General features: G+C 73.0%; 20 protein-coding genes. 8 read left to right on the top strand and 12 right to left on the bottom strand.

The annotated features are described in order from the left end of the window. Nucleotides 1-33 precede the first annotated feature (33 nt). The 6 genes from argS to SM611_RS31010 form a co-directional block, all read right to left on the bottom strand. Complete coding sequence (argS, locus tag SM611_RS31035) at nt 34-1,779, bottom strand: arginine--tRNA ligase (protein WP_371953870.1); 1,746 nt, start codon at nt 1,777-1,779, stop codon at nt 34-36. 52 nt (nt 1,780-1,831) lie between these two features. Next, entirely contained in the window at nt 1,832-3,028 is a 1,197-nt protein-coding gene (gene plsX, locus SM611_RS31030; RefSeq protein ID WP_371953869.1) for a phosphate acyltransferase PlsX, read from the bottom strand. Between the two features lie 123 nt (nt 3,029-3,151). Further along, nucleotides 3,152-3,580 (bottom strand): flagellar basal body-associated FliL family protein, encoded by a 429-nt coding sequence (locus tag SM611_RS31025; protein ID WP_371953868.1) that lies wholly within the window; start codon nt 3,578-3,580, stop codon nt 3,152-3,154. Nucleotides 3,581-3,675: 95 nt separating this feature from the next. After that, nucleotides 3,676-4,047, bottom strand: coding sequence for a hypothetical protein (locus SM611_RS31020; RefSeq protein ID WP_371953867.1), 372 nt, complete (start codon nt 4,045-4,047; stop codon nt 3,676-3,678). Beyond that, nucleotides 4,044-4,967 (bottom strand): alpha/beta fold hydrolase, encoded by a 924-nt coding sequence (locus SM611_RS31015; protein ID WP_371953866.1) that lies wholly within the window; start codon nt 4,965-4,967, stop codon nt 4,044-4,046. Before SM611_RS31015 ends, SM611_RS31020 begins: the two co-directional genes overlap by 4 nt. Next, nucleotides 4,964-5,689 carry a DUF998 domain-containing protein gene (locus SM611_RS31010; protein WP_371953865.1) on the bottom strand — a complete coding sequence of 242 codons (726 nt, stop codon included), beginning with the start codon at nt 5,687-5,689 and terminating at the stop codon, nt 4,964-4,966. Before SM611_RS31010 ends, SM611_RS31015 begins: the two co-directional genes overlap by 4 nt. Nucleotides 5,690-6,110: 421 nt before the next feature. On the opposite strand from SM611_RS31010, the gene SM611_RS31005 reads away from it, so the two are divergent. Beyond that, on the top strand, nt 6,111-7,427 hold the full coding sequence (locus tag SM611_RS31005; RefSeq protein ID WP_371953864.1) for a KamA family radical SAM protein: 1,317 nt from the start codon (nt 6,111-6,113) through the stop codon (nt 7,425-7,427). A gap of 104 nt (nt 7,428-7,531) precedes the next feature. Beyond that, entirely contained in the window at nt 7,532-7,888 is a 357-nt protein-coding gene (locus SM611_RS31000; RefSeq protein ID WP_371953863.1) for an SCO4225 family membrane protein, read from the top strand. Here SM611_RS31000 and SM611_RS30995 read toward each other — a convergent pair. Next, nucleotides 7,845-9,035, bottom strand: coding sequence for an MFS transporter (locus SM611_RS30995; protein ID WP_371953862.1), 1,191 nt, complete (start codon nt 9,033-9,035; stop codon nt 7,845-7,847). The two genes, SM611_RS31000 and SM611_RS30995, sit on opposite strands and share 44 nt — an antisense overlap. 59 nt (nt 9,036-9,094) lie before the next feature. On the opposite strand from SM611_RS30995, the gene SM611_RS30990 reads away from it, so the two are divergent. Continuing rightward, nucleotides 9,095-10,078 carry an ArsR/SmtB family transcription factor gene (locus tag SM611_RS30990; protein WP_371953861.1) on the top strand — a complete coding sequence of 328 codons (984 nt, stop codon included), beginning with the start codon at nt 9,095-9,097 and terminating at the stop codon, nt 10,076-10,078. Here the strand turns inward: SM611_RS30990 and SM611_RS30985 are convergent. Further along, complete coding sequence (locus SM611_RS30985) at nt 10,024-10,845, bottom strand: helix-turn-helix transcriptional regulator (RefSeq protein ID WP_371953860.1); 822 nt, start codon at nt 10,843-10,845, stop codon at nt 10,024-10,026. The two genes, SM611_RS30990 and SM611_RS30985, sit on opposite strands and share 55 nt — an antisense overlap. A gap of 126 nt (nt 10,846-10,971) precedes the next feature. Here SM611_RS30985 and SM611_RS30980 point away from each other — a divergent pair, with 126 nt between their 5' ends. The 5 genes from SM611_RS30980 to SM611_RS30960 are packed head-to-tail and all read left to right on the top strand — an operon-like array spanning nt 10,972 to nt 15,590. After that, on the top strand, nt 10,972-11,970 hold the full coding sequence (locus tag SM611_RS30980; protein WP_371953859.1) for an ABC transporter substrate-binding protein: 999 nt from the start codon (nt 10,972-10,974) through the stop codon (nt 11,968-11,970). 12 nt (nt 11,971-11,982) lie between these two features. After that, on the top strand, nt 11,983-12,807 hold the full coding sequence (locus tag SM611_RS30975) for a siderophore-interacting protein (RefSeq protein WP_371953858.1): 825 nt from the start codon (nt 11,983-11,985) through the stop codon (nt 12,805-12,807). Next, nucleotides 12,797-13,786 carry a FecCD family ABC transporter permease gene (locus SM611_RS30970; protein WP_371953857.1) on the top strand — a complete coding sequence of 330 codons (990 nt, stop codon included), beginning with the start codon at nt 12,797-12,799 and terminating at the stop codon, nt 13,784-13,786. The genes SM611_RS30975 and SM611_RS30970 overlap by 11 nt, the downstream gene beginning before the upstream one ends. Beyond that, nucleotides 13,783-14,808 carry a FecCD family ABC transporter permease gene (locus tag SM611_RS30965; protein ID WP_371953856.1) on the top strand — a complete coding sequence of 342 codons (1,026 nt, stop codon included), beginning with the start codon at nt 13,783-13,785 and terminating at the stop codon, nt 14,806-14,808. Before SM611_RS30970 ends, SM611_RS30965 begins: the two co-directional genes overlap by 4 nt. Beyond that, entirely contained in the window at nt 14,805-15,590 is a 786-nt protein-coding gene (locus SM611_RS30960; RefSeq protein WP_371953855.1) for an ABC transporter ATP-binding protein, read from the top strand. Before SM611_RS30965 ends, SM611_RS30960 begins: the two co-directional genes overlap by 4 nt. A gap of 6 nt (nt 15,591-15,596) precedes the next feature. Here the strand turns inward: SM611_RS30960 and SM611_RS30955 are convergent, their stop codons facing one another. The 4 genes from SM611_RS30955 to SM611_RS30940 all read right to left on the bottom strand — a co-directional run bounded on the left by SM611_RS30955 (nt 15,597) and on the right by SM611_RS30940 (nt 19,170). Continuing rightward, entirely contained in the window at nt 15,597-16,115 is a 519-nt protein-coding gene (locus tag SM611_RS30955; protein ID WP_371953854.1) for a YbhB/YbcL family Raf kinase inhibitor-like protein, read from the bottom strand. Between the two features lie 51 nt (nt 16,116-16,166). Beyond that, a complete protein-coding gene (locus SM611_RS30950) occupies nt 16,167-17,054 on the bottom strand; it encodes a carbohydrate ABC transporter permease (protein WP_371953853.1) in 888 nt (295 codons plus the stop codon). An 80-nt stretch (nt 17,055-17,134) separates the two neighbouring features. Then, complete coding sequence (locus SM611_RS30945) at nt 17,135-18,073, bottom strand: carbohydrate ABC transporter permease (RefSeq protein ID WP_371953852.1); 939 nt, start codon at nt 18,071-18,073, stop codon at nt 17,135-17,137. Beyond that, nucleotides 18,070-19,170, bottom strand: a complete 1,101-nt coding sequence (locus SM611_RS30940; RefSeq protein WP_371953851.1) for an ABC transporter ATP-binding protein — start codon at nt 19,168-19,170, stop codon at nt 18,070-18,072. The genes SM611_RS30945 and SM611_RS30940 overlap by 4 nt, the downstream gene beginning before the upstream one ends. Nucleotides 19,171-19,197: the final 27 nt, after the last annotated feature.

Here is a 19,197-nt window from a genome sequence, read left to right as displayed (position 1 = left end):
CTCGCTGTGCCGGCTTACCTGCGTTGCCCCGCCTTACATGCGTTCCGGGGTGGGGACGCCCAGCAGGTGCAGGCCGGTTTCGAGGGTGCGCAGGGTCGCGGCGCACAGTGCGAGCCGTGACGCCTTCGTCTCCTCGTCCGGGGCCTTCAGCACGGGGCAGTTCTCGTAGAACGTGGTGTAGGCGTCCGCGACCGCGTAGACGTAGGACGCCAGCCGGTGCGGCTCGGCGGTGTCGCCGGCCTGCTGCAGGACGGCGCCGAAGCCGAGCAGTTCCAGCGCGAGCGCCCGCTCGGCCGGGTGGCCCAGCGTGATCGGGCCGGTCGCGTCCGCGACCGAGAGGCCGCCCTTACGGAAGATCGACCGGATCCGGGCCGCCGCGTACTGCAGGTAGGGGCCGGTCTTGCCGTTGAACGAGATCATCCGGTCGAAGTCGAAGACGTACTCGCTGTCGCGCGCCACCGACAGGTCGGCGTACTTCACCGCGCCCATGCCCACGTCCCGGACGATCGACGCCCGGGTGGCGTCGTCGAACGGCTCCTCGTGCTGGATGCCGTCGAAGACCGTGCCGGCCCGTTCGACGGCCTCGTCCAGGAGTTCGGCGAGCTTGACGGTGCCGCCCGCCCGGGTCCGCAGGATCTTGCCGTCGGTGCCGAGGACGTTGCCGATCTTCGCGTGCTCGGCCCGCACCTCGTCGTTCAGCCAGCCCGCCATCCGCGCGACCGCGAACACCATCTCGAAGTGCAGCGACTGCGGGGCGCCGACCACGTAGACCATCCGGTCGACGTGCTCGGTGTCGACCCGGTACCGGATCGTGGCGAGGTCGGTGGTGGAGTAGTTGTAGCCGCCGTCGCTCTTGCGGATGATGACCGGCAGCGGTTCGCCCTCGCGGCCCTTGAAGCCGGGCGGGAACGCGCACAGCGCCCCGTCGCTGATCACCGCGATGCCCTTGTCCTCCAGCTCCTGGGCGGTCGGGGCCAGCAGGTCGTTGTAGAAGCTCTCGCCCTTGATGTCGTCATCGGTGAGCGTGACGCCGAGCCGCCCGTAGACGGCGTTGAAGTAGCGCTTGGACACGTCCACGAGGACGTTCCACAGCCGCAGCGTCTCCGCGTCGCCCGCCTGGAGCGCGACGACCCGGCTCCGGGACCGGTCGGCGAAGTCCTCGTCGCCGTCGAACTTCTCCCGGGCGGCCTGGTAGAACGCGGTCAGGTCGCTGACGGACGCGTCGTCCCGCGCGGCGGCGTCCTCGCCGAGGTCGAGCAGGTGTTCGATCAGCATGCCGAACGGGGTGCCCCAGTCGCCGACATGGTTGTCCCGCACGACGTCGTGCCCGAGGAACGCGAGGATCCGGGCGATCGCGTCGCCGACGATCGTGGTCCGCAGGTGCCCGACGTGCATCTCCTTCGCCACGTTCGGCGAGGAGTACTCGATGACGACCTTCTGCGGCTTCTCGACCGCGGGGACGGCGAGCCGCTCGTCCTCCAGGGCCCGCTGCGCCTCGGTCGCGATCCAGGTGTCGCTGAGCGTCAGGTTGATGAAGCCCGGCCCGCTGACCTGCACGTCCGCCACGACGCCGGCGGTGTCGAGGTTCTTGACGATCTCGTCGGCCACGTCTCGCGGCTTGCGGCCCAGCTTCTTGGCCAGCGGCAGCGCCACATTGGCCTGAAGGTCGGCGAACTGCGACGGCCGGATGACCGGGTCGGCGTCCGCGTACGACGGCCCGAAGGCGGCGCTCAGCGCGGCCTGGACCCTGGCGGCGAGTACGAGTTGCGGATCGGACATGTCCCCAGGTTATCGGCGTCGCGCCCGCACCCGGACCCGGTTTTCGCGCCGCCTACGGCGTGGCGGGGGGCTCTTTGCGGTCGGGCACGGTGTCGGCGGCCGGCTCGCGGGGCGGCGGAGGGCCCTCGGAGGGCCTCTTCTCCTCGGGCCGGTCCGCGCTCTCGCGCTCGGCGTGCGTGCGGCGTCCGAACCGGGACGTGCGGGTCGCGGCGACCTGCTCCCGGATCCGCTCGACGATCCGTCCGGCGGCCAGCCGGTGCGCCAGCTCGCACGCCGAGGTGATCGCGCGGGCGCGGGACGCCCCGTGCGCGATGACGACCGTCCCGTTCAGGCCGAGCAGGACGCCGCCGCCGTAGGTGTCGGGGTCGAGCCGGTCGCGGAGCTCCTGGAGGCGGCGCCGCTGCAGGAGCGCCCCCATCCGGGCGGCCGGGCTGGACGTCATCGCGTCGCGGATCTCGGTGAACGCGGCGCCGATCGTGCCCTCCATCGTCTTGAGCGCGACGTTGCCGGTGAAGCCGTCCGCGACGATCACGTCGACGCGTCCGCGCAGCAGGTCGTGGCCCTCCACGTTGCCGGCGAACTCGATGCCGTGGCTGCCGCTCGCGAGCAGCTCGTGGGCCCGCTTGGCGAGCTTGTTCCCCTTGCCCGGCTCGGCGCCGATGTTCAGCAGCCCCACCGTGGGACGGTCGGGGCCGAGCAGGATCTGCGCGTACGCGGTGCCGAGCGCGGCGAACTGGACGAGCGTCTCCGGCTTGACGTCGGCGGTGGCGCCCGCGTCCAGCAGGATCGTCGGGCGCGGCCGCGTCGGCAGCGTCACCGCGATCGCGGGCCGCATCACGCCCTGCTGGCCCTTCAGCCGCAGCCGGGACGTCGCGACCACCCCGGCGGTGCTGCCCGCCGACACCAGGGCCGACGCGCGCCCCTGCCGGATCAGGTGGCAGGCGATCGCGATGGACGAGCGGGGCTTGCGCCAGCTGGCGAGGGCGCCCTCGCCCATGTCGAGCGCCTCGTCGGCATGCACGATCGGGATCTTGCCGACATAGCCGTACTTGTCCAGCTCGCGCCGGATCCGGGCGGCCTTCCCGACCAGGACGAGCCGGACGTCGTGCTTGCGGACCGCGTCCACCGCGCCCGCGACGATCTCCTCCGGAGCGTGGTCGCCGCCCATCGTGTCGACCGCGACCGGCAGCGGACGCGGCGGCACGCGGCGGGGCTCGGCGGCGCGCGACGGCTCGCCGGTGCCGGTCATGGCCGCTCCAGGAAGATGAAAGGACAATGCGGTGCGTCGCAAGAACGCAGCTCATCGCATCGTATGGCGTCCTCTCACCGGCCTTGACGGTGCCCGCCGGGAGTGGTGATCATCACCCGCGTGTCACCCCCGGCCGTTCGCCTCTCCGGAGCGGCAGTCGGCGCCCAGGCAGGACGCGTTCTCCACCACCGGCCGGCCGTCCACGAGGATCGTGTAGGCGGCCTTGTGCGTCTCCTTCTCGCCGCTGCCGATGACCTGGACCGGCTTCTTGTCCGAGGTCGTGCCGGTGCAGGAGACGCGCAGCCGCTCCTTCGACCAGCCGGGCAGGTCCGCGCACTTCAGCGGCCCCGCCAGCGTGACGCCGCGCTGGTGCAGCTCGGCGGCGGCGGTCACCGGCAGCGCCTTGCGCAGCGCGGCCTGGGACTTGTACTTCAGCTCCTCGCCGCCGGACAGCATCAGGAACGCGGCGCCCCCGGCCAGCACGAGCACGGCGAGCACGGCGGAGCCCAGGATCACGGCCTTCTTGCGGCTCATCTTCACAGCGGTCTTCACACCCGCTACGTCACCGACAGTACGGGTGTGTATGCAGTCGGTGGCGGGTTTTTCCGTTCGGCAGGCGGATTCGTTGCCCTCAGGCGCCACGACCGTCAGGCGCCCGGACCGTCGCAGCCGAGGCCGAGGCAGCTCTTGCGCAGGATCTCCCGCCCGCCGACCGTGATCACGTAGGTCTCGCGCGGACGGCCGGTGTCGGCGTCGTGCGCGACGCCCTCCACGGTGACCGGTTCGCCGGTCGTCGTGCGGGCCGTGCAGCTCAGCCGCACCACCGAGTCGGTGTTGGCCCCCGGCGACGTGCACGAGGGGCGTTCCCGCAGCTCGATGCCGCGGCTCTTCAGCTCGTCGACGGTCCCGTCGGTGACGGCGTTCTTGTACGCGCCCTCCGAGATCCGCTGCATCACCTTGCAGCCCGACATGGTCAGCGCGAGCAGCACGGCCAGCGCGACCGCCGGCGCCCTCCTCACGCGGCCTCCTTCGCCCGCAGGACCTCGGCGACCGCGTCCGCCACCACGTCGGGACGGTCGAGCGGGACCATGTGCAGGGCGTCCGGCAGCTCGACGCGGCTCCCGCGCGGGCTCATCCGGGCGAGGCGCTCGTGCCCCTCGGCCCACGCGCGCTTCGCGCCGGGGTCGCGCACGTCGCCGAGCGCGGTCACCACGACCAGCGGAACGTCCGGGAAGGGGCGCCGCTCGCGCAGCCGCGCCAGGTCGGCGGCCATCTCCCGGTAGGCCAGTTCCTCCGCGATGACCGTGCCGATCACCGTGCCGCGCCCGTACACCGACCGGACGACGCCGTCCGGGACGGCCTCGTCGCGGCGGCTCGTGCGCGTGCGGACCAGCCGCCGGCCGGCCGGCCCGGCGATCTTCGCCAGCCGGGTGGCGCCGAGGACCACGCCGGCCGCCGTGGCGAGCGGGGTCAGCACGGCGGCGGTGCGCACCCGCACGCGCGGGTCGCGCTCGCAGCTCGGGTCGACGAGCACGAGACCGCGGACGAGGCGGGGGCGCAGCCGGGCCAGCGCCTCGGCGTGGAAGGCGGCCATCGAGTGCGCGAGGACGACCACCGGCCCGCGCGCCCGCTCCGCGAGCGCCTCCAGGATCGCGGTGTCGCGGCGCAGCGACGGCGGCGCGATCCCGGCCGGGCTGAGCCCGAGGCCGGGACGCTCGAAGACGGTGACGCGGTGCTCGCGCCGCAGCAGTCCGACGGTCGGCGCCCAGTCGAACCACGCGCCGCCGAGCCCGGACGTCAGAAGCAGCGGCACGCCGTCCGCCGGCCCGGACGCGACCACGTGCACCTGCTCACGCCCCACATTCACGAGGCCCCCGTCCTCCGGCTCCCACCCGCCGCCGTCCAAAGGACGAGCTCCGCTCGTCTCGCTCGTGCTCATACGCACGCCCCCTCCGTCGTCGCGGCGGTGTCCCGGGCGGTGCGCGCGGCGTCCCGCCGGTCGGCGTACAGCGCCCACGCGATGACCAGCAGCCCGAGGCACAGGATGCTGATCTGGACGCGCTGGACGACCCCCAGCCACTGTCCCAGGTACATCGCGACCAGCGTGCTCAGCGCGGACACCGACTCGGCGAGCGCCAGCAGCCAGCCCCACCGGGCGAGCGCCGGCCACCAGCCGTACCGGCGGGCGGCGAGCGACAGCAGCAGCAGCGCGGCCACCCCGCAGACGATCACGGCGCTGCTGGTGAACGAGTGGAACTCGTGGGAGAACGACACGTGCTCGGAGCGCTCCCGCAGCGCGCACCACGTCTCCAGGCTGGGCGCGCAGTCGAGCGGGAAGGACGCGTCGCCGATCGCGCACACGCCGAAGAGCCCGAGGAACGCCCAGCCCGCCGTGGCGAGGGGCTTGCGGGTGAGCCGGCGCAGCGTCCCGGCCGCCACCATGATCGACAGCACCCCGGTGATGAAGTCGCCCGTGCTGTAGACGAGGTGGAACGGCTGGTCGGCAGCGGAGAGTTCGCTCACGTAGCCGTTGAAGAAGTCGAGCTTGGGGCTGAGGACGTTCTCCAGCAGGAACGTCGCGTAGGTGATCGCCGCCACCGTCGCGAGGACGACCACGCGCATGGGGACGACGCCCGGTTCGTCCCGTACGTCAGAGTCCACCGGCCCCCCTCACGCCGCCCGGATCGCGCTCGCGCCCTTCGCGCGCGCCGATCGGGCCGCTCGGTTCCGCCCCGCCCAGTATTTACGAAGACCTGGGTTTTCGGGGAAGGGGGTCGCCCGTTCCGGTGAATCCGCTGGCAGCGTCCACGGGGCGTGTCGGCGGGCGGAAGTTCACCTCCGGCTGACGGAGAAGTTGACGTCCCGTAGTCGTTGTACAAGGGACGGGGCGTCAACGATGATGTCCAGGCGATTTGCCTGGATCGTCCCGTGACCAGCCTTTGCCCGAAGCCGGTAGGGGGTATGAATTCGGCATGAACCCGTCCCAAAGGGTTGAATGGGGGTGTCCCTGGCAGTTTTGATCACCGTCCGTGACGACGTGCCGGGGTGCGCTTTCCCCGCTGACAGCAAGGAGTACCAACACGTGACACTGGTGAACGACGCGGCTCCCGCGATGCGATCCACCGGTCGCAAGTTCCGCGCCTTCACGGCGAAGCACCTGGACGAGCTCACCGCTCGCGCCGGGCTGTCGCCCGACCAGCGGCTCGCGACCCGGGCGGTGGCGACGGTCCTGCCGTTCCGGACGAACGCCTACGTCATCGAGGAGCTCGTCGACTGGTCGGCCGCCCCCGACGACCCGATCTACCGGCTCGTCTTCCCTCAGGCGGACATGCTCCCCGCAGAGGACGTCGCCCACCTGTCGGACCTGCTGCGCCGCGAAGCGCCCAAGGCCGAGGTCGAGGCGGCCGCCCACCGGGTGCGGATGAAACTGAACCCGCACCCCGCCGGCCAGATGGAACTCAACATCCCGTCCTTCGGCGACGGCAAGATCCCCGGCATGCAGCACAAGTACGACGAGACCGTGCTGTACTTCCCCAAGCAGGGGCAGACCTGCCACGCGTACTGCACCTACTGCTTCCGCTGGGCCCAGTTCGTCGGCGAGGCCGACCTGAAGATGGCCGGCGACGAGCCCGCCGCCCTGCGCGACTACCTCCTCGCCCACCCCGAGGTGACCAGCGTCCTGTTCACCGGCGGCGACGCCATGATCATGGGCGAGCCGGTGCTGCGCCGCTACGTCGAGCCGCTGCTCGACCTCGAACAGCTCGAATCCATCCGGATCGGGACGAAGTCGCTCGCCTACTGGCCGCAGAAGTTCGTCACCGACCCGGACGCCGACGACATGCTGCGCATGTTCGAGCAGGTCGTGGAGTCGGGCAAGAACCTCGCCTTCATGGCCCACTTCACCCACCCGCGCGAACTCGAACCCCTCATGGTCGCCGAGGCGTGCCGCCGCATCCGCGATACCGGCGCGGTCATCCGCACCCAGGCCCCGCTGATCCGCACGATCAACGACGACGCCGGGACATGGGAGACCATGTGGCGCGCCCAGACGCGGATGGGGCTCGTCCCGTACTACATGTTCGTCGAGCGCGACACGGGACCTCAGGACTACTTCGCCGTCCCGCTCGCCCAGGCGTACGAGATCTTCCGGGACGCGTACAAGAACGTGTCCGGCCTGTCCCGCACCGTCCGGGGCCCGTCCATGTCGGCGACCCCGGGCAAGGTCTGCGTGGACGGCGTCGTCGACCTGATGGGCCAGCAGGTGTTCGCACTGCACTTCATCCAGTGCCGCGACGCCGACCTGGTCGGCAAGCCCTTCTTCGCCCAGTACGACCCCAACGCGGTCTGGCTGGACGACCTGAAACCCGCCTTCGCCGACCGCTTCCCCTGGGAGAAGTAGGCCGCCAGCCCAGGCCCGGCCATGCGGAAGGTGAGTACGTGGCCGGGCCTCGGCTGAGTACGAACGCCCAGGCAGGGGCCGCCGCGCTCGGCCACGATGCCCCTATGCCCCCTCACTTCCTCTCCTTCGCGGGCCGCGGCACCGCCGATCGGATCCGGCTCGTGCTGGCCGCCCTCTACGCGGCCACCGTCCTCGTGACGACCGCGGTGGTCCTGGTGGTCACGCTGGTCGCGGACGACCCCGGCTTCATCGGCGTCTGGGTCGTCTTCGTGTCCTGCCCGCTGTCGATGCTCGGCCTGCTGGCCACCCAGCCGTTCGGTGACCTGCCCGAACCCCTCGGCACCATCGTGTTCTTCGCGGTGACGACCGGCGCGGGCCTCGTCCAGGCATGGATCCTGTGGCCGTCCGCCAGGAAGGTCACCGCAGCGGGCGGGCCAGGCACAGGCAGGCGGCCAGAGTGACGGCGCCGCACAGCGCCATGACGTGCCCGGCCGGCAGGAACTCGCCCAGCGCGCCCGCCGCGCCGATACCGGCCGCCTGCCCGGTCATGAGGCCGCTCCCGGACAGCCCGAGCGTCCGCCCGCGGATCTCCTCGGGCACCGCGTCCACCAGGCGCCGCTGGACGGTCAGCTCGTAGGCCAGCCCGAACGTGCCCGCCGCGATCAGCGCGCACGCCGCCGGCAGGCCCGGCTCCGCCGCGAACGCCAGGAGCGGTGCGCCGGTCAGCATGGCCAGGGGGAGCGTGAGGCGCTCGCGGGGGCCCGGCGGGAGCAGGCGGCCCACGACGAAGTTCCCCGCGAGCATCCCGGCGGCCGCGGCCGACAGCAGCAGCCCGGCCGCGCCGGGACGTCCCGAACCGGCCGCGTAGGGGACCACCGCGCCCTCGGCGGCGACCGACAGGGAGATCGGCAGCCATGCGGCGAGCAGCAGCCCGCGCGTGGTGCGGCGGCCCAGCAGCAGCCGGTTCGTCCGCCACGTCTCGCCCGCCAGGCCCGACGACGCGCGTGCCGCGGGCGGGACGTCCGGGAGGCGGAGCCGGGCGAGGGCCGTGGCCAGCGCCGCGCTCGCCGCGGCGAGCCACAGCGTCCCCGCCGGGCTGAGCGCCGCCAGCAGGAGCCCGCCCGCCGCCTGCCCGGCGATCTGCGCCCCCGCGCTCGTCATGGTGAACAGCGAGCGGCCCAGGACGTAGCCGTCCCCGGGCAGCAGCGAGGGCAGCCGTGCCTGCACGGTCGCGCCCCCGACCGGTGCGAACAGCCCCACCGCGACGAGCAGCGCGAGGACCGCGGGCAACGGCAGCCCGCCGACCGCGAGGACGGCCGTGACCGCGAAGCGCAGCAGGTGGAAGCGGGTGAGCAGCCGCCTGGCCGGGACGCGGTCGGCGAGGGAGAGCAGCAGCGCGCCGCCGACCACGTACGGGATCATCCCGGCGGCGAAGACGAGCGCCGCCCAGGCGGACGACCCCGTCCGCTCGTAGGTCTGGACCGACAGCGCGATCGTCCGGACGGAGTCGCCGGCCACCTGGAGCGTCTGCAGGGAGAACAGCGTCCGGAACTCGGGGACGCCGAAGACGTCGCGGTACCGCGCGGGGGCCGCGGTGGAAGCAGTCATGACGGCGACTCTGCGGCCGCCGCTCCCGCCCTGGACAATGTTTCGGGGAGGAGCGAAACATGTATCGGATCGTGGTGGGGCCGGGCGACCTCGCGGCCAGCCGGTTCGGGGTGGCGCCCCTGGTCGAGGTGCACAGCGCGATCGGCCTGCTCGCCGGGCGGATGCCGGTCGGGCCGCTCGGGCCGTGGGTGGAGCGGGCCCGCCCGGCGTACCGGGAGATCGCGGGCGACCCGGCCGTCCGGGCGCTGGCCTTCCTGCGGCGCCCGCACGGCTACATGGCCGACTTCGTCGTCCCGCCGCCCGCGCGTCCGAACCTCACGGTCGCCGAGCAGCTGGCGACCGTGCGCGCGACGGGGCTCGACCAGGCGCGCCGGGAGATCGCCCGGAACCTGAAGGGCCTGCCCGAGCCGGACGCGACGGTCCGGGACGTCCTGGACGCGCCCGACATGGTCGAGCGGCTCGCCGCCGGGCTGGAGGCCGCCTGGCGCGCCCTGCTGGCGCCCGACTGGGCGGTGGTGCGGTCGATCCTGGAACGCGACATCGTCCACCGCGCGGGACGGCTCGCCGCCTACGGCTGGGCCGAGGCGCTGGACGGCCTGTCCCGCCAGGTGCGCTGGCGGGACGGCGTGATCGAGGCCGGCATCCACGCCGACGCCACCTACCGGCTGGGCGGCGCCGGCCTGACGTTCGTGCCCGTCGTCTTCTCCGAACTCGGCGCGGCCCTCGACCAGGACTGGCCGTACACGCTGATGTACCGGGCCAGGGGGGTGGCGGCCCTCTGGGAGAGCCGGGAGCCGCGCGACGCGGACGCCCTCGCCAAGCTGATCGGGCGCACGCGCGCCGACCTGCTGCGCCTCCTCGCCGAGCCCGCCACGACGACCTGGCTGAGCGCCCGGCTCCGGATGAGCGTCGGCGGGGTCGGCGGCCATCTCGCCGTGCTGCGGTCGTCCGGGCTGGTGACGCGGGAGCGGAGCGGCCGGTCCGTGCTCTACAGGCGGACGGGTGTCGGGGACGTTCTCGCCGGCGCCTCCCGGGTCGTGTAGTCGCCCGGGGTCGTGCCGTACTCCTTGGCGAAGGCCGTGATGAAGGCGGACGCGCTCGCGTAGCCGACCTGGTGGGCGACCTTGGTCACGGGGGCCGAGTCCAGGAGGACGCGGGCGGCGCGCAGCCGCAGGCGGGTCCGCCACCGCGTGTACGGCATGCCGTATTCGCGCTGGAAGTCGCGCTGCAGGGTCTTGGCGCTCACCCGGAGCCGGTCGGCCCACTCGTCGAGGCGGGTCGGGTCGGCGGGGTCGTGGGCGAGGGCGCGGGCGACGGTGAGCGCGAAACCGGCGCCCCGGACGTCCGGCGGCGGGACGGCGGACGGTGCGGCGAGCCCGGCCAGGATGCGGCGGCGGGCGGCGAGCGCGGTCGTCTCGTCGCAGCCGCGGCGGGCGATCGACGGGATCAGCCGGGCGGCCTCGGCGCCGACGGACACCGCGGCGGCGCGGAGGCCGTCCAGGGCGGGCGGCACCTCGCGCAGGCAGATCCGGTAGACGGTCTGGCGGTCGCCCGCGCGCACGTCGTGGCTCACCGCGCGCGCCGCCCAGAACCCCTCGCCGCGCCCGACGAAGCGGACGGACGGGCCGTGCATCGTCGCGAGCGGGCCGTCGGGCGACCAGTAGAGCTGGTGCAGGAAGTCCTGCCGATTCTCGCCCAGGGCCAGCCCGCCCGCCGAACGGTACTTGAGCACGAGGATCCCGTCGGGGGCGCCGAGGCCGTAGCCGTACTCCTCGCAGCTCTCCGGGTCCTGCCCGTGGTGACTCGTCACCGGCACAGCTTGTCCTCCCAGCGATATGACTCCGGATTAAGTAAGGCTAACCTAACTCGACGTTCGACCATGTCAGCGGGGCTCCGGCCCCGCGCATCCCTGGAAAACCCGTGAAGGAACGCGACCATGCACTCTCGTAAGCCCTGGAGACTCGCCGGCGCGCTGGCCGCCGCGCTCGTCCTCGCGACCGCCTGCGGCTCCGCCGGCCCGGACTCCGAGTCCGGCGGCTCCGCCGGGACCCGTGTCTTCGCGGCCGACAACGGCAAGGTCACGATCCCCGCCGACCCGCAGCGGGTGGTGGCGACCGGGTACGCGGTGCCCGTCCTCATCGAGGCGGAGGCGAAGCTGGTCGGGATCTCCTCCTGGAAGCGCGGGCTGGCGATGATGAGCGCCGAGGAGCGCAGGACCTACGACGGGCTCACCAAGATCGCCGGTGAGGCGGCGGCCGAGACCAACTACGAGGCGATCGCCAAGACCAGGCCCGACCTCATCGTCGTCGGCGTCCCGATGCCCGTCCTCGGCGACCTCGACATGAAGCGCCTCCAGTCGATCGCGCCGGTCGCGGTCGTCGGCCCAACGCTGCCGAACTCGTGGCGGACGCTGTCGAGTCGCCAGGCCGACGCGGCGGGCCGGGCCGGACGGCTCGCGGAGTCGAAGGCGGCCTACGAGAAGAAGGCCGGGGAGCTGAAGGCCAAGTACGCGGACGCCCTCGCCGGGCTGAAGTTCGGGCACCTCGGCGCCTACGGCGACCGGTCCGCCGGGACGTTCCTGCGCGAGTTCGCCGACTCGTGGGGCACCAACATCCCGCAGGACGTCGGCGCCACGTACTACGGGCAGGTCAAGAAGAAGGGCGGCGGCTCGAACGACGTCAGCGAGACCCCGTCCCTGGAGGAACTGCCCGACAGCTTCGGCGAGGCCGACGCCATCACCTACACGCTGCAGCCCGACGGCAAGCCCGCACCCGAGGTCCAGTACGTGCTCGACTCCAAGCTGTGGAAGAACCTGCCTGCCGTCAAGGCCGGCAAGGTCTTCCCGCTCCGCTACACCGAGGCGGCGACCTACGGGTCCGCCATGAGGACGCTGGACGAGATCGACACCGTGTTCGCACCCCTCCTGAAGAAGTAGGGGACGGGCACCATGCGCATCGAACGGCACGACCCGCGCGGCCGCGTCCTGGAGCACCACCGGACGGGCGCGGAGATCCGCCGCATCGGGTACCCGATCGGCATCCGGACCCTCCAGGTGCTGCGCCGCGAAGAGGTCACGCCGAACATCGTCCGGCTGACGATGGGCGGCCCGGAGCTGGACGGCTTCCACACCTACCAGGCCGACGACCACATCAAGATCATCTTTCCGGACGGGGACGGCGCCGTCCGCCTCCCCGTCCCCACCCCGGACCTCGACCTGGACTGGCCGAAGCCGTCGCCGCCCAGCCGCCGCTACACGATCCGCCGCTACGACGCGGACGCCGGCGAACTCGACATGGACTTCGTCCTGCACGCGGGCGGGCTCGCCTCGGCGTGGGCGGCGGACGCCGGGCCGGGCCAGGACGTCGCGGTCGCCGGGCCGCCCGGTGCCAAGGCGTTCCCGCACAACTACGACCACTACGTGTTCGCGGTCGACGCCACCGCGCTGCCCGCCGCCGCGCGGTGGCTGGAGGAGTCCCCGCCGGACGTGTCCGCGCGGCTGGTGATCGAGACCGCGGACGCGGCCGACCACGCCTACCCGCTCGCCGCCCGCGACGGGGTCGAGGTCACCTGGCTCACCCCGGACGGCGACCGGTCCCGGCTCGCCGGCGCCGTCCGGGCGGCCGGCGCGCCCGCCGCGCGGACGTTCCTGTTCGCCGCCGGAGAGACGGGCGCGATCAAACCGCTGCGGTCCTGGGCGCGCGAGCACGGGGACCGGATGGACGCGCTGTTCACCGGCTACTGGAAGCGCGGGGTCGCCGGGCTTGAGGAGTGAGGCGACGCGGCGGGCCGCGGTCCTGCTCGGGGGAGTGCTGCTGGCGGCCGTCCTCGCGGGCGCGAGCGTGGCCGTCGGGGCGGGCACCGTCCCGCCGCACGAGATCTGGGCGGCGCTCACCGGCGGCGCGGGCACCGACGCGCAGGTGATCGTCCGCGACATCCGGGTGCCGCGGACGATCCTCGCCGTCTGCGTCGGCGCGGCCCTCGGCATGTCCGGCAGCCTGGTGCAGACGCTGACCCGCAACCCCCTCGCCGAGCCCGGCATCCTCGGGGTGACGGCGGGCGCCGGCTTCGCCATCTCGGCCGGCACGGTGCTCGGGCTGGCCGGGTCGCAGCCGGCCCGGCTCGCGCTCGCGCTGGCCGGGGCCGTCCTCGCGGCGCTGCTCGTGTACGGGGTCGGACGGACGATGCCGCTGCGGCTCGTCCTCGCGGGCGTCGCCCTCACCTTCGTGCTGTCGGGGCTCTCGCTCGGGCTGCGGATGGTGTACCCGGACGTCCTGGACCGGTACCGGTTCTGGTCGGTCGGCTCGCTCGCCGGGCGCGAGCAGACCCCGTTCGCCCTGCCGCTGCTGGTGATCGTCGTCGCGCTCGCCGGGGCGCTGCTCGCCGCCCGCCCGCTGGCCGGGCTGGCGCTCGGCGAGCAGGTCGCGCACGCGCTCGGCGCCCGCGTCACCCGGATCAGGGTCGCGGTGCTCGCCCTCGTCACCGTCCTCGCCGGGGCGGCGACGGCGGTGGCCGGGCCGATCGCGTTCGTCGGGCTGATCGTCCCGCACCTGGCGCGGCGCGCCGCCCGCGGCTCGATCCCGTGGCTGATGGCCTACACGATGGTGCTCGGCCCGATCCTGCTGCTCGTGTCCGACATCGGGTCGCGGGTGCTGCTGCCGACCGGCGAGGTCCCGGTCGCCGTCGTCACCGCGTTCCTCGGCGGGCCCGCGCTGATCTGGGTCGTCCGGCGGTACGGGGCGGTGGCGCTGTGAACACCGCACCCTGGCCGGTCCGGGTGGGCCGGTTCTCGGCCCTGGTCGAACGGCGGACGGCCGTGTCGTCGTTCGCGCTCGCCGCCGCCGCGCTCGCCGTGGCCGTGGCCGCGCTCTGCCGCGGCGACGCCTGGGACCCGCCCGGCGAGGTGCTGGCCGGGCTCGCCGGACACGGCGACGCGGCGATGATCGTCCGGGAGTGGCGGCTGCCCCGGGTGGCCGCCGCGCTCGTGTTCGGCGCGGCCCTCGGCATCGCCGGGTCGCTCTTCCAGAACATCACCCGCAACGCGCTCGGCAGCCCGGACGTGATCGGGCTCGACGCCGGCGCCTACACCGGCGTGCTCCTCGCGATCACCGTGTTCGGCGGGACCGCCGGCGGGCTCGCGGCCGGGTCGCTCGCCGGCGGGCTCGCCGCCGCGGCCGCCGTCTACGCGCTGTCGCTGCGGTCGGGCCTCAGCGGCCTGCGGCTCGTCGTGATCGGCATCGCGGTGAACGCCATGCTGACCGCCGTCAACTCCTGGATCGTGCTGCGCGCCGAACTGGACGTGGCGATCGTCGCGACCGGCTGGAGCGCCGGGTCGCTCAACGGCCTCGACTGGGACGAGGTGCGCGTGCCGTTCATCGTCGTCGCCGTGCTCGCGGTGCTGGTGGCGGCGCTGTCGCACACCATGGGGCAGGCCGCGCTCGGCGACGACGTCGCCGCGACGTCGGGCGTCGCGCTGGGCCGGTACCGGCTGCTGATCGTCCTCGCGGGGGTGGGCTGCACCGCGACCGTCACGTCCGCGACCGGGCCGATCGTGTTCGTCGCGCTCGCCGCGCCGCAGATCGGCCGCCGCATCGCCGGCGCGGCCGGCGCCCCGGCGCTGCCCGCCGCGCTCACCGGGGCGCTGCTGCTGATCGCCGCCGACCTCGCCGCCCAGACGCTGCTGGCCCCCGTGCAGCTGCCCGTCGGGGTCGTCACCACGGCGCTCGGCGGCGGCTACCTCATCTGGCTGCTGATCATGGAGGTGAGGCGGCCGTGACGGCACGCCTGTCCGCCGCCGACGTCACCCTCGCCTACGGCGACCGGACGGTGTCGGCGAACCTGACCCTCGACGTCCCCGACCGGGCGTTCACCGCCGTCGTCGGCGCGAACGCCTGCGGCAAGTCGACGCTGCTGCGCTCGTTCGCCCGGCTGCTGGCGCCGTCGTCCGGCCGGGTGAGCTTCGACGGGCGGGACGTCCGCGACTACCGGCCGAAGGCCATCGCCCGCGAGGTCGGGTTCCTGCCGCAGGGGCTCGTCGCCCCGGAGAACATCGCGGTGCGCCAGCTCGTCGCCCGCGGCCGCTACCCGCACCAGGCGCTGCTGTCGACCTGGTCGCGCGAGGACGAGCGGGCCGTCGCCGCGGCGATGGAGGCGGCCGGGGTGACCGGGCTGGCCGACCGCCCGGTGGAGAGCCTGTCCGGCGGGCAGCGGCAGCGGGCGTGGGTCGCGATGGTGCTCGCCCAGGAGACGTCCTACCTGCTCCTGGACGAGCCCACCACGTTCCTCGACATCACCCACCAGTACCAGCTGCTCGCGCTGCTGGCCCGGCTGCGCGACGAGGGCCGCACGATCGTCGCCGTCCTGCACGACATCAACCAGGCGTGCCGGTTCGCCGACCACCTCGTCGCGATGCGGGCCGGCCGGATCGTCGCCGAGGGGGCGCCCGCCGACATCGTCGACACGGCGCTGATCAAGGAGGTGTTCGACCTGTCCTGCGTGATCGTCCCCGACCCGGTCACCGGCACCCCGATGATCGTCCCGGACGCCTCGGCGGGATGACCCCGGTCAGACGCCGAAGAGCGGGATGATCGTGGCGCGGGCCAGGGTGTGCGCCGTGATGTTGAACCCGACGGCGCCGGGCATCGCGTCCGAGCCGAGGCCGAGGGACTCCACGTCCAGCGCGTGGACGGTGAACACGTAGCGGTGCGGGTCGCCGGGCGGCGGGGCGGCGCCGCCCCACTCCCTCGTCCCGAAGTCGTTGAGGCTGTGCACGCCGATCTTGCTGTCGGCGGTGCCCGCGCCGGTGGGCAGGTCGGTGACGTCCGCCGGGATGTCGAACAGCAGCCAGTGCCAGAAGCCGCTGCCGGTCGGCGCGTCCGGGTCGTGGCAGGTCACCGCGAAGCTCTTGGTCTCGGCCGGGAACCCCGACCAGCTCAGCTGCGGGGACAGGTTCTCGCCGCTGAAGCCCCAGTCGTTGAACACGTGCTTGTCACCGAAGATCTCGCCCTCGGTGACGTCCTCGCTGGTGACGGTGAACGACGGGACTTCGGGCAGGTACTCGCTCGGAAGCGGAGGCTTGGCCATGGCGGTCTCCTATATCAGGAAGTGCGTGTCCCTCCATCTCTATCAGGACGATCAGGTCTTGACGGCGCCCATCGTGAACCCGGTGACGAAACGGTCCAGGAACAGGTTGAACAGGAACGCGATCGGCACCGCCGTGATCACCGTCGACGCCTGGAGCGACTGCCAGAAGAACACGTCGCCGCGGACGAGCTGCGTCGGCACCCCCGTGCTGACGACCATCTCCGGGCTCGCCGACACGAACGCCAGCGCGTACACGAACTCGCTGGACGTGAGCGTGAAGCTGAACACGACGACCGCGACGATCCCCGGGAAGACGAGCGGCAGGACGGTCCGCAGGAAGGCGCCGAGACGGCTGTAGCCGTCCACCATGGCCTGCTCCTCGACGTCCTTCGGGACGGCCTTCAGGAACCCGATCAGCAGCCACACCGACACCGGGATCGTGATCGTCGGATACACGACGATCATCGACCAGAGCGAGTCCTCCAGGTGCAGCGCCACCACGACCCGGGTCAGCGACAGGAACAGCAGCGACGGCGGCACCAGGTACACCATGAAGATCGCGATGCCCATCGGGGTGCCCCACGGCCGGTCCAGCCGCGCGAGCGAGTACGCGGCCGGCAACGCCAGCACCAGCGTGACCGCCACCACCGCCGCGCCCACGATCAGCGTGTTGACCACGAACGTCAGGAACGGCGTATCGGTGAACAGGAACGTCACATGGTCGGGAGTCGCCGGCTTGTTGAAGAAGAACGGGTTGCTCTCCGGGTCGTACAGGTCCTGGTTCTGCTTGAACGCGCTGATCACGCTCCACAGGAACGGCAGCGCGCACACCAGCGCCGCCAGGACCGCCGCCCCGTACACCCCGCACCGCGCCGCCGCGTGCCGCCGCGCGTACTTGCGCCGCAGCGCTTCCACCGGGGGCCCCGCCGTCGTCGTCATCCCTTCACCCTGTGGGGGGTGACCCCCCACACCCCCCGGCGACCGCCGCCGGATGCCCTCACTCCGCTCGCCGCGCTCGGTCATCCGGCCTCCAGACGCCGGACGGCGCGCAGGATCGCGACCGCGCCGGCGAGCAGCAGCGGGAACAGGAAGAGCGCGATCGCCGCGCCCTGGCCGACGTCGCCGCCCTCGATGCCGCGGAAGTAGGCCCACGAGGCGAGGACGTCCGTCGAGTGCGTCGGGCCGCCGCGCGTCAGCACGTACGGGACGGTCATGTCGGTGAACGTCATGATCGCGCCGAACAGCCCGGCGACCGCGATCACCGGGAGCGTCAGCGGGATCGTCACCTCGAACATCCGCCGCCAGAACCCGGCGCCGTCGATCCGCGCCGCCTCGTCGATGTCGCGGGGGATCGCGACCAGCCCGGCCATCACGATCACCGCGGCGAGCGGGGTCAGCCGCCACGTCTGCACGGCGATCACCGACGCCATCGCCGTGCCCGGCTTCCCGAGCCACACGATGTTCGCGTCGATCAGCCCCACCTGGCGCAGCACCCAGTCGACCGGCGAGTAGATCGAGTCGAGGAACCACAGCCACGAGATCGTCGACAGCGCCACCGGCGTCGTCCACGGCAGCAGCACCAGGAACCGGACGAACCACTTGCCGCGGAAGTCGGCGACCAGGATGTTGGCGAGGATCTTCCCGAACAGGACGATCAGCACCATGCTGATCAGCGTGAAGACCAGCGTGTTGCGCAGCGACCGCCAGAACACGCCGTCCGCGAAGATCGCGTCGAAGTTCCGGAACCCGACCCAGTCGAAGGACGGGTCGCCGGTCGTCACGTCCGAGAACGCGAACGCGATGGCGAGCAGGAACGGGACGCCGACCAGCGCGATGATGTAGACGACCGACGGCAGCAGCATCACCCAGGCGAGGAACCCGTCCCGGTCGGCCAGGCCCGCCTTCGCCTCCACCGCCGACGCGGCGGCGTCCTTCGGGGCCGTCCGCGCCTGCGTCACGGCGTCCTGCCTTCCCGGGGGGCGCCCCCCGGACCCTCGATCGGGACGGCGGCCCGCCGCGTGCCCGCCGCCGCGTCGAAGAACCGGAGCCGCTCCGACGGCACCGCGAACTCGTGCGTCTCCCCGGCCTCCAGCGGCGTGCCCACGGTCGCGGGGAGCCGGGCGATGACGCGGGTCTCCGCGCCGATGCCCGTCACCGTCCCGTACACGTGCCGGTCGCCGGACAGGTACTCCATCCGCTCCACCCGCAGCGGCATCGCCAGCCGCGCCCGCGATGCGACGTTCTCGACGGGCAGCAGATGCTCGGGACGAAACCCCACCAGCACGTCGCCGCGCTCGACGAGGTTCATCGGCGGCGACCCGATGAACGTCGCCACGAACGTGTCGGACGGGTCGTCGTACACCTGCTGCGGCGTCCCGATCTGCCGGACGCGGCCGTGCTCCAGCACCGCGATCCGGTCGCCGAGCCCCATCGCCTCCGCCTGGTCGTGCGTGACGTAGATCGTGGTGGTGCCGACGCGCTCCTGGAAGCGCTTCAGCTCGTCGCGGGCCGTCGCGCGCATCTTCGCGTCGAGGTTGGAGAGCGGCTCGTCCAGCAGGAACACCGCCGGGTCGCGGACGAGCGCGCGCGCCAGCGCCACCCGCTGCCGCTCACCGCCCGACAACTGCCGCGGCTTGCGGCCCAGCAGCGGCTCGATCTCCAGCAGTTCGGCCGCCCAGCGGGCCTTCTTCTCCCGCTCGTCCCGGGCCATGCCCTCCGCGCGCAGCGGGAAGACGATGTTGTCCAGCACCGTCTTGTGCGGGTAGAGCGCGTACGACTGGAACACCATCGCGATCTGCCGCACCCGCGGCGGGAGCCCGTTCACGACGTTCCCGTCGATCAGCACCTCGCCCTCCGTGGGCTGCTCCAGGCCCGCGATGGTGCGCAGCAGCGTCGTCTTCCCGCATCCGGACGGCCCGAGCAGCACCAGGTACTCGCCGGGCTCCGCCGCGAGGTCCACGCCGTCCAGCGCCCGCACGTGCTCGGCCCGCCCCCGCCGCGCCCGCACATGCCCGTCGAAGGTCTTCACCAGCCCCTTGACCTCGACCGTCTTCATTGCCTCGCGCCCGCTCGCGTCTTCATG

This window comes from Actinomadura monticuli (assembly GCF_041463655.1).
Lineage (GTDB): Bacteria > Actinomycetota > Actinomycetes > Streptosporangiales > Streptosporangiaceae > Spirillospora > Spirillospora monticuli.
This window is presented reverse-complemented; position numbering and strand designations above follow the sequence as displayed.

What these genes read in the sequence shown, in the direction of transcription:
- argS (WP_371953870.1), bottom strand. Translation starts at nt 1,779, where the DNA reads ATGTCCGATCCGCAACTCGTACTCGCCGCCAGGGTCCAGGCCGCGCTG.
- plsX (WP_371953869.1), bottom strand. Translation starts at nt 3,028, where the DNA reads ATGACCGGCACCGGCGAGCCGTCGCGCGCCGCCGAGCCCCGCCGCGTG.
- SM611_RS31015 (WP_371953866.1), bottom strand. Translation starts at nt 4,967, where the DNA reads ATGAGCACGAGCGAGACGAGCGGAGCTCGTCCTTTGGACGGCGGCGGG.
- SM611_RS31000 (WP_371953863.1), top strand. Translation starts at nt 7,532, where the DNA reads ATGCCCCCTCACTTCCTCTCCTTCGCGGGCCGCGGCACCGCCGATCGG.
- SM611_RS30995 (WP_371953862.1), bottom strand. Translation starts at nt 9,035, where the DNA reads ATGACTGCTTCCACCGCGGCCCCCGCGCGGTACCGCGACGTCTTCGGC.
- SM611_RS30990 (WP_371953861.1), top strand. Translation starts at nt 9,095, where the DNA reads ATGTATCGGATCGTGGTGGGGCCGGGCGACCTCGCGGCCAGCCGGTTC.
- SM611_RS30980 (WP_371953859.1), top strand. Translation starts at nt 10,972, where the DNA reads ATGCACTCTCGTAAGCCCTGGAGACTCGCCGGCGCGCTGGCCGCCGCG.
- SM611_RS30975 (WP_371953858.1), top strand. Translation starts at nt 11,983, where the DNA reads ATGCGCATCGAACGGCACGACCCGCGCGGCCGCGTCCTGGAGCACCAC.
- SM611_RS30955 (WP_371953854.1), bottom strand. Translation starts at nt 16,115, where the DNA reads ATGGCCAAGCCTCCGCTTCCGAGCGAGTACCTGCCCGAAGTCCCGTCG.
- SM611_RS30950 (WP_371953853.1), bottom strand. Translation starts at nt 17,054, where the DNA reads ATGACGACGACGGCGGGGCCCCCGGTGGAAGCGCTGCGGCGCAAGTAC.
- SM611_RS30940 (WP_371953851.1), bottom strand. Translation starts at nt 19,170, where the DNA reads ATGAAGACGGTCGAGGTCAAGGGGCTGGTGAAGACCTTCGACGGGCAT.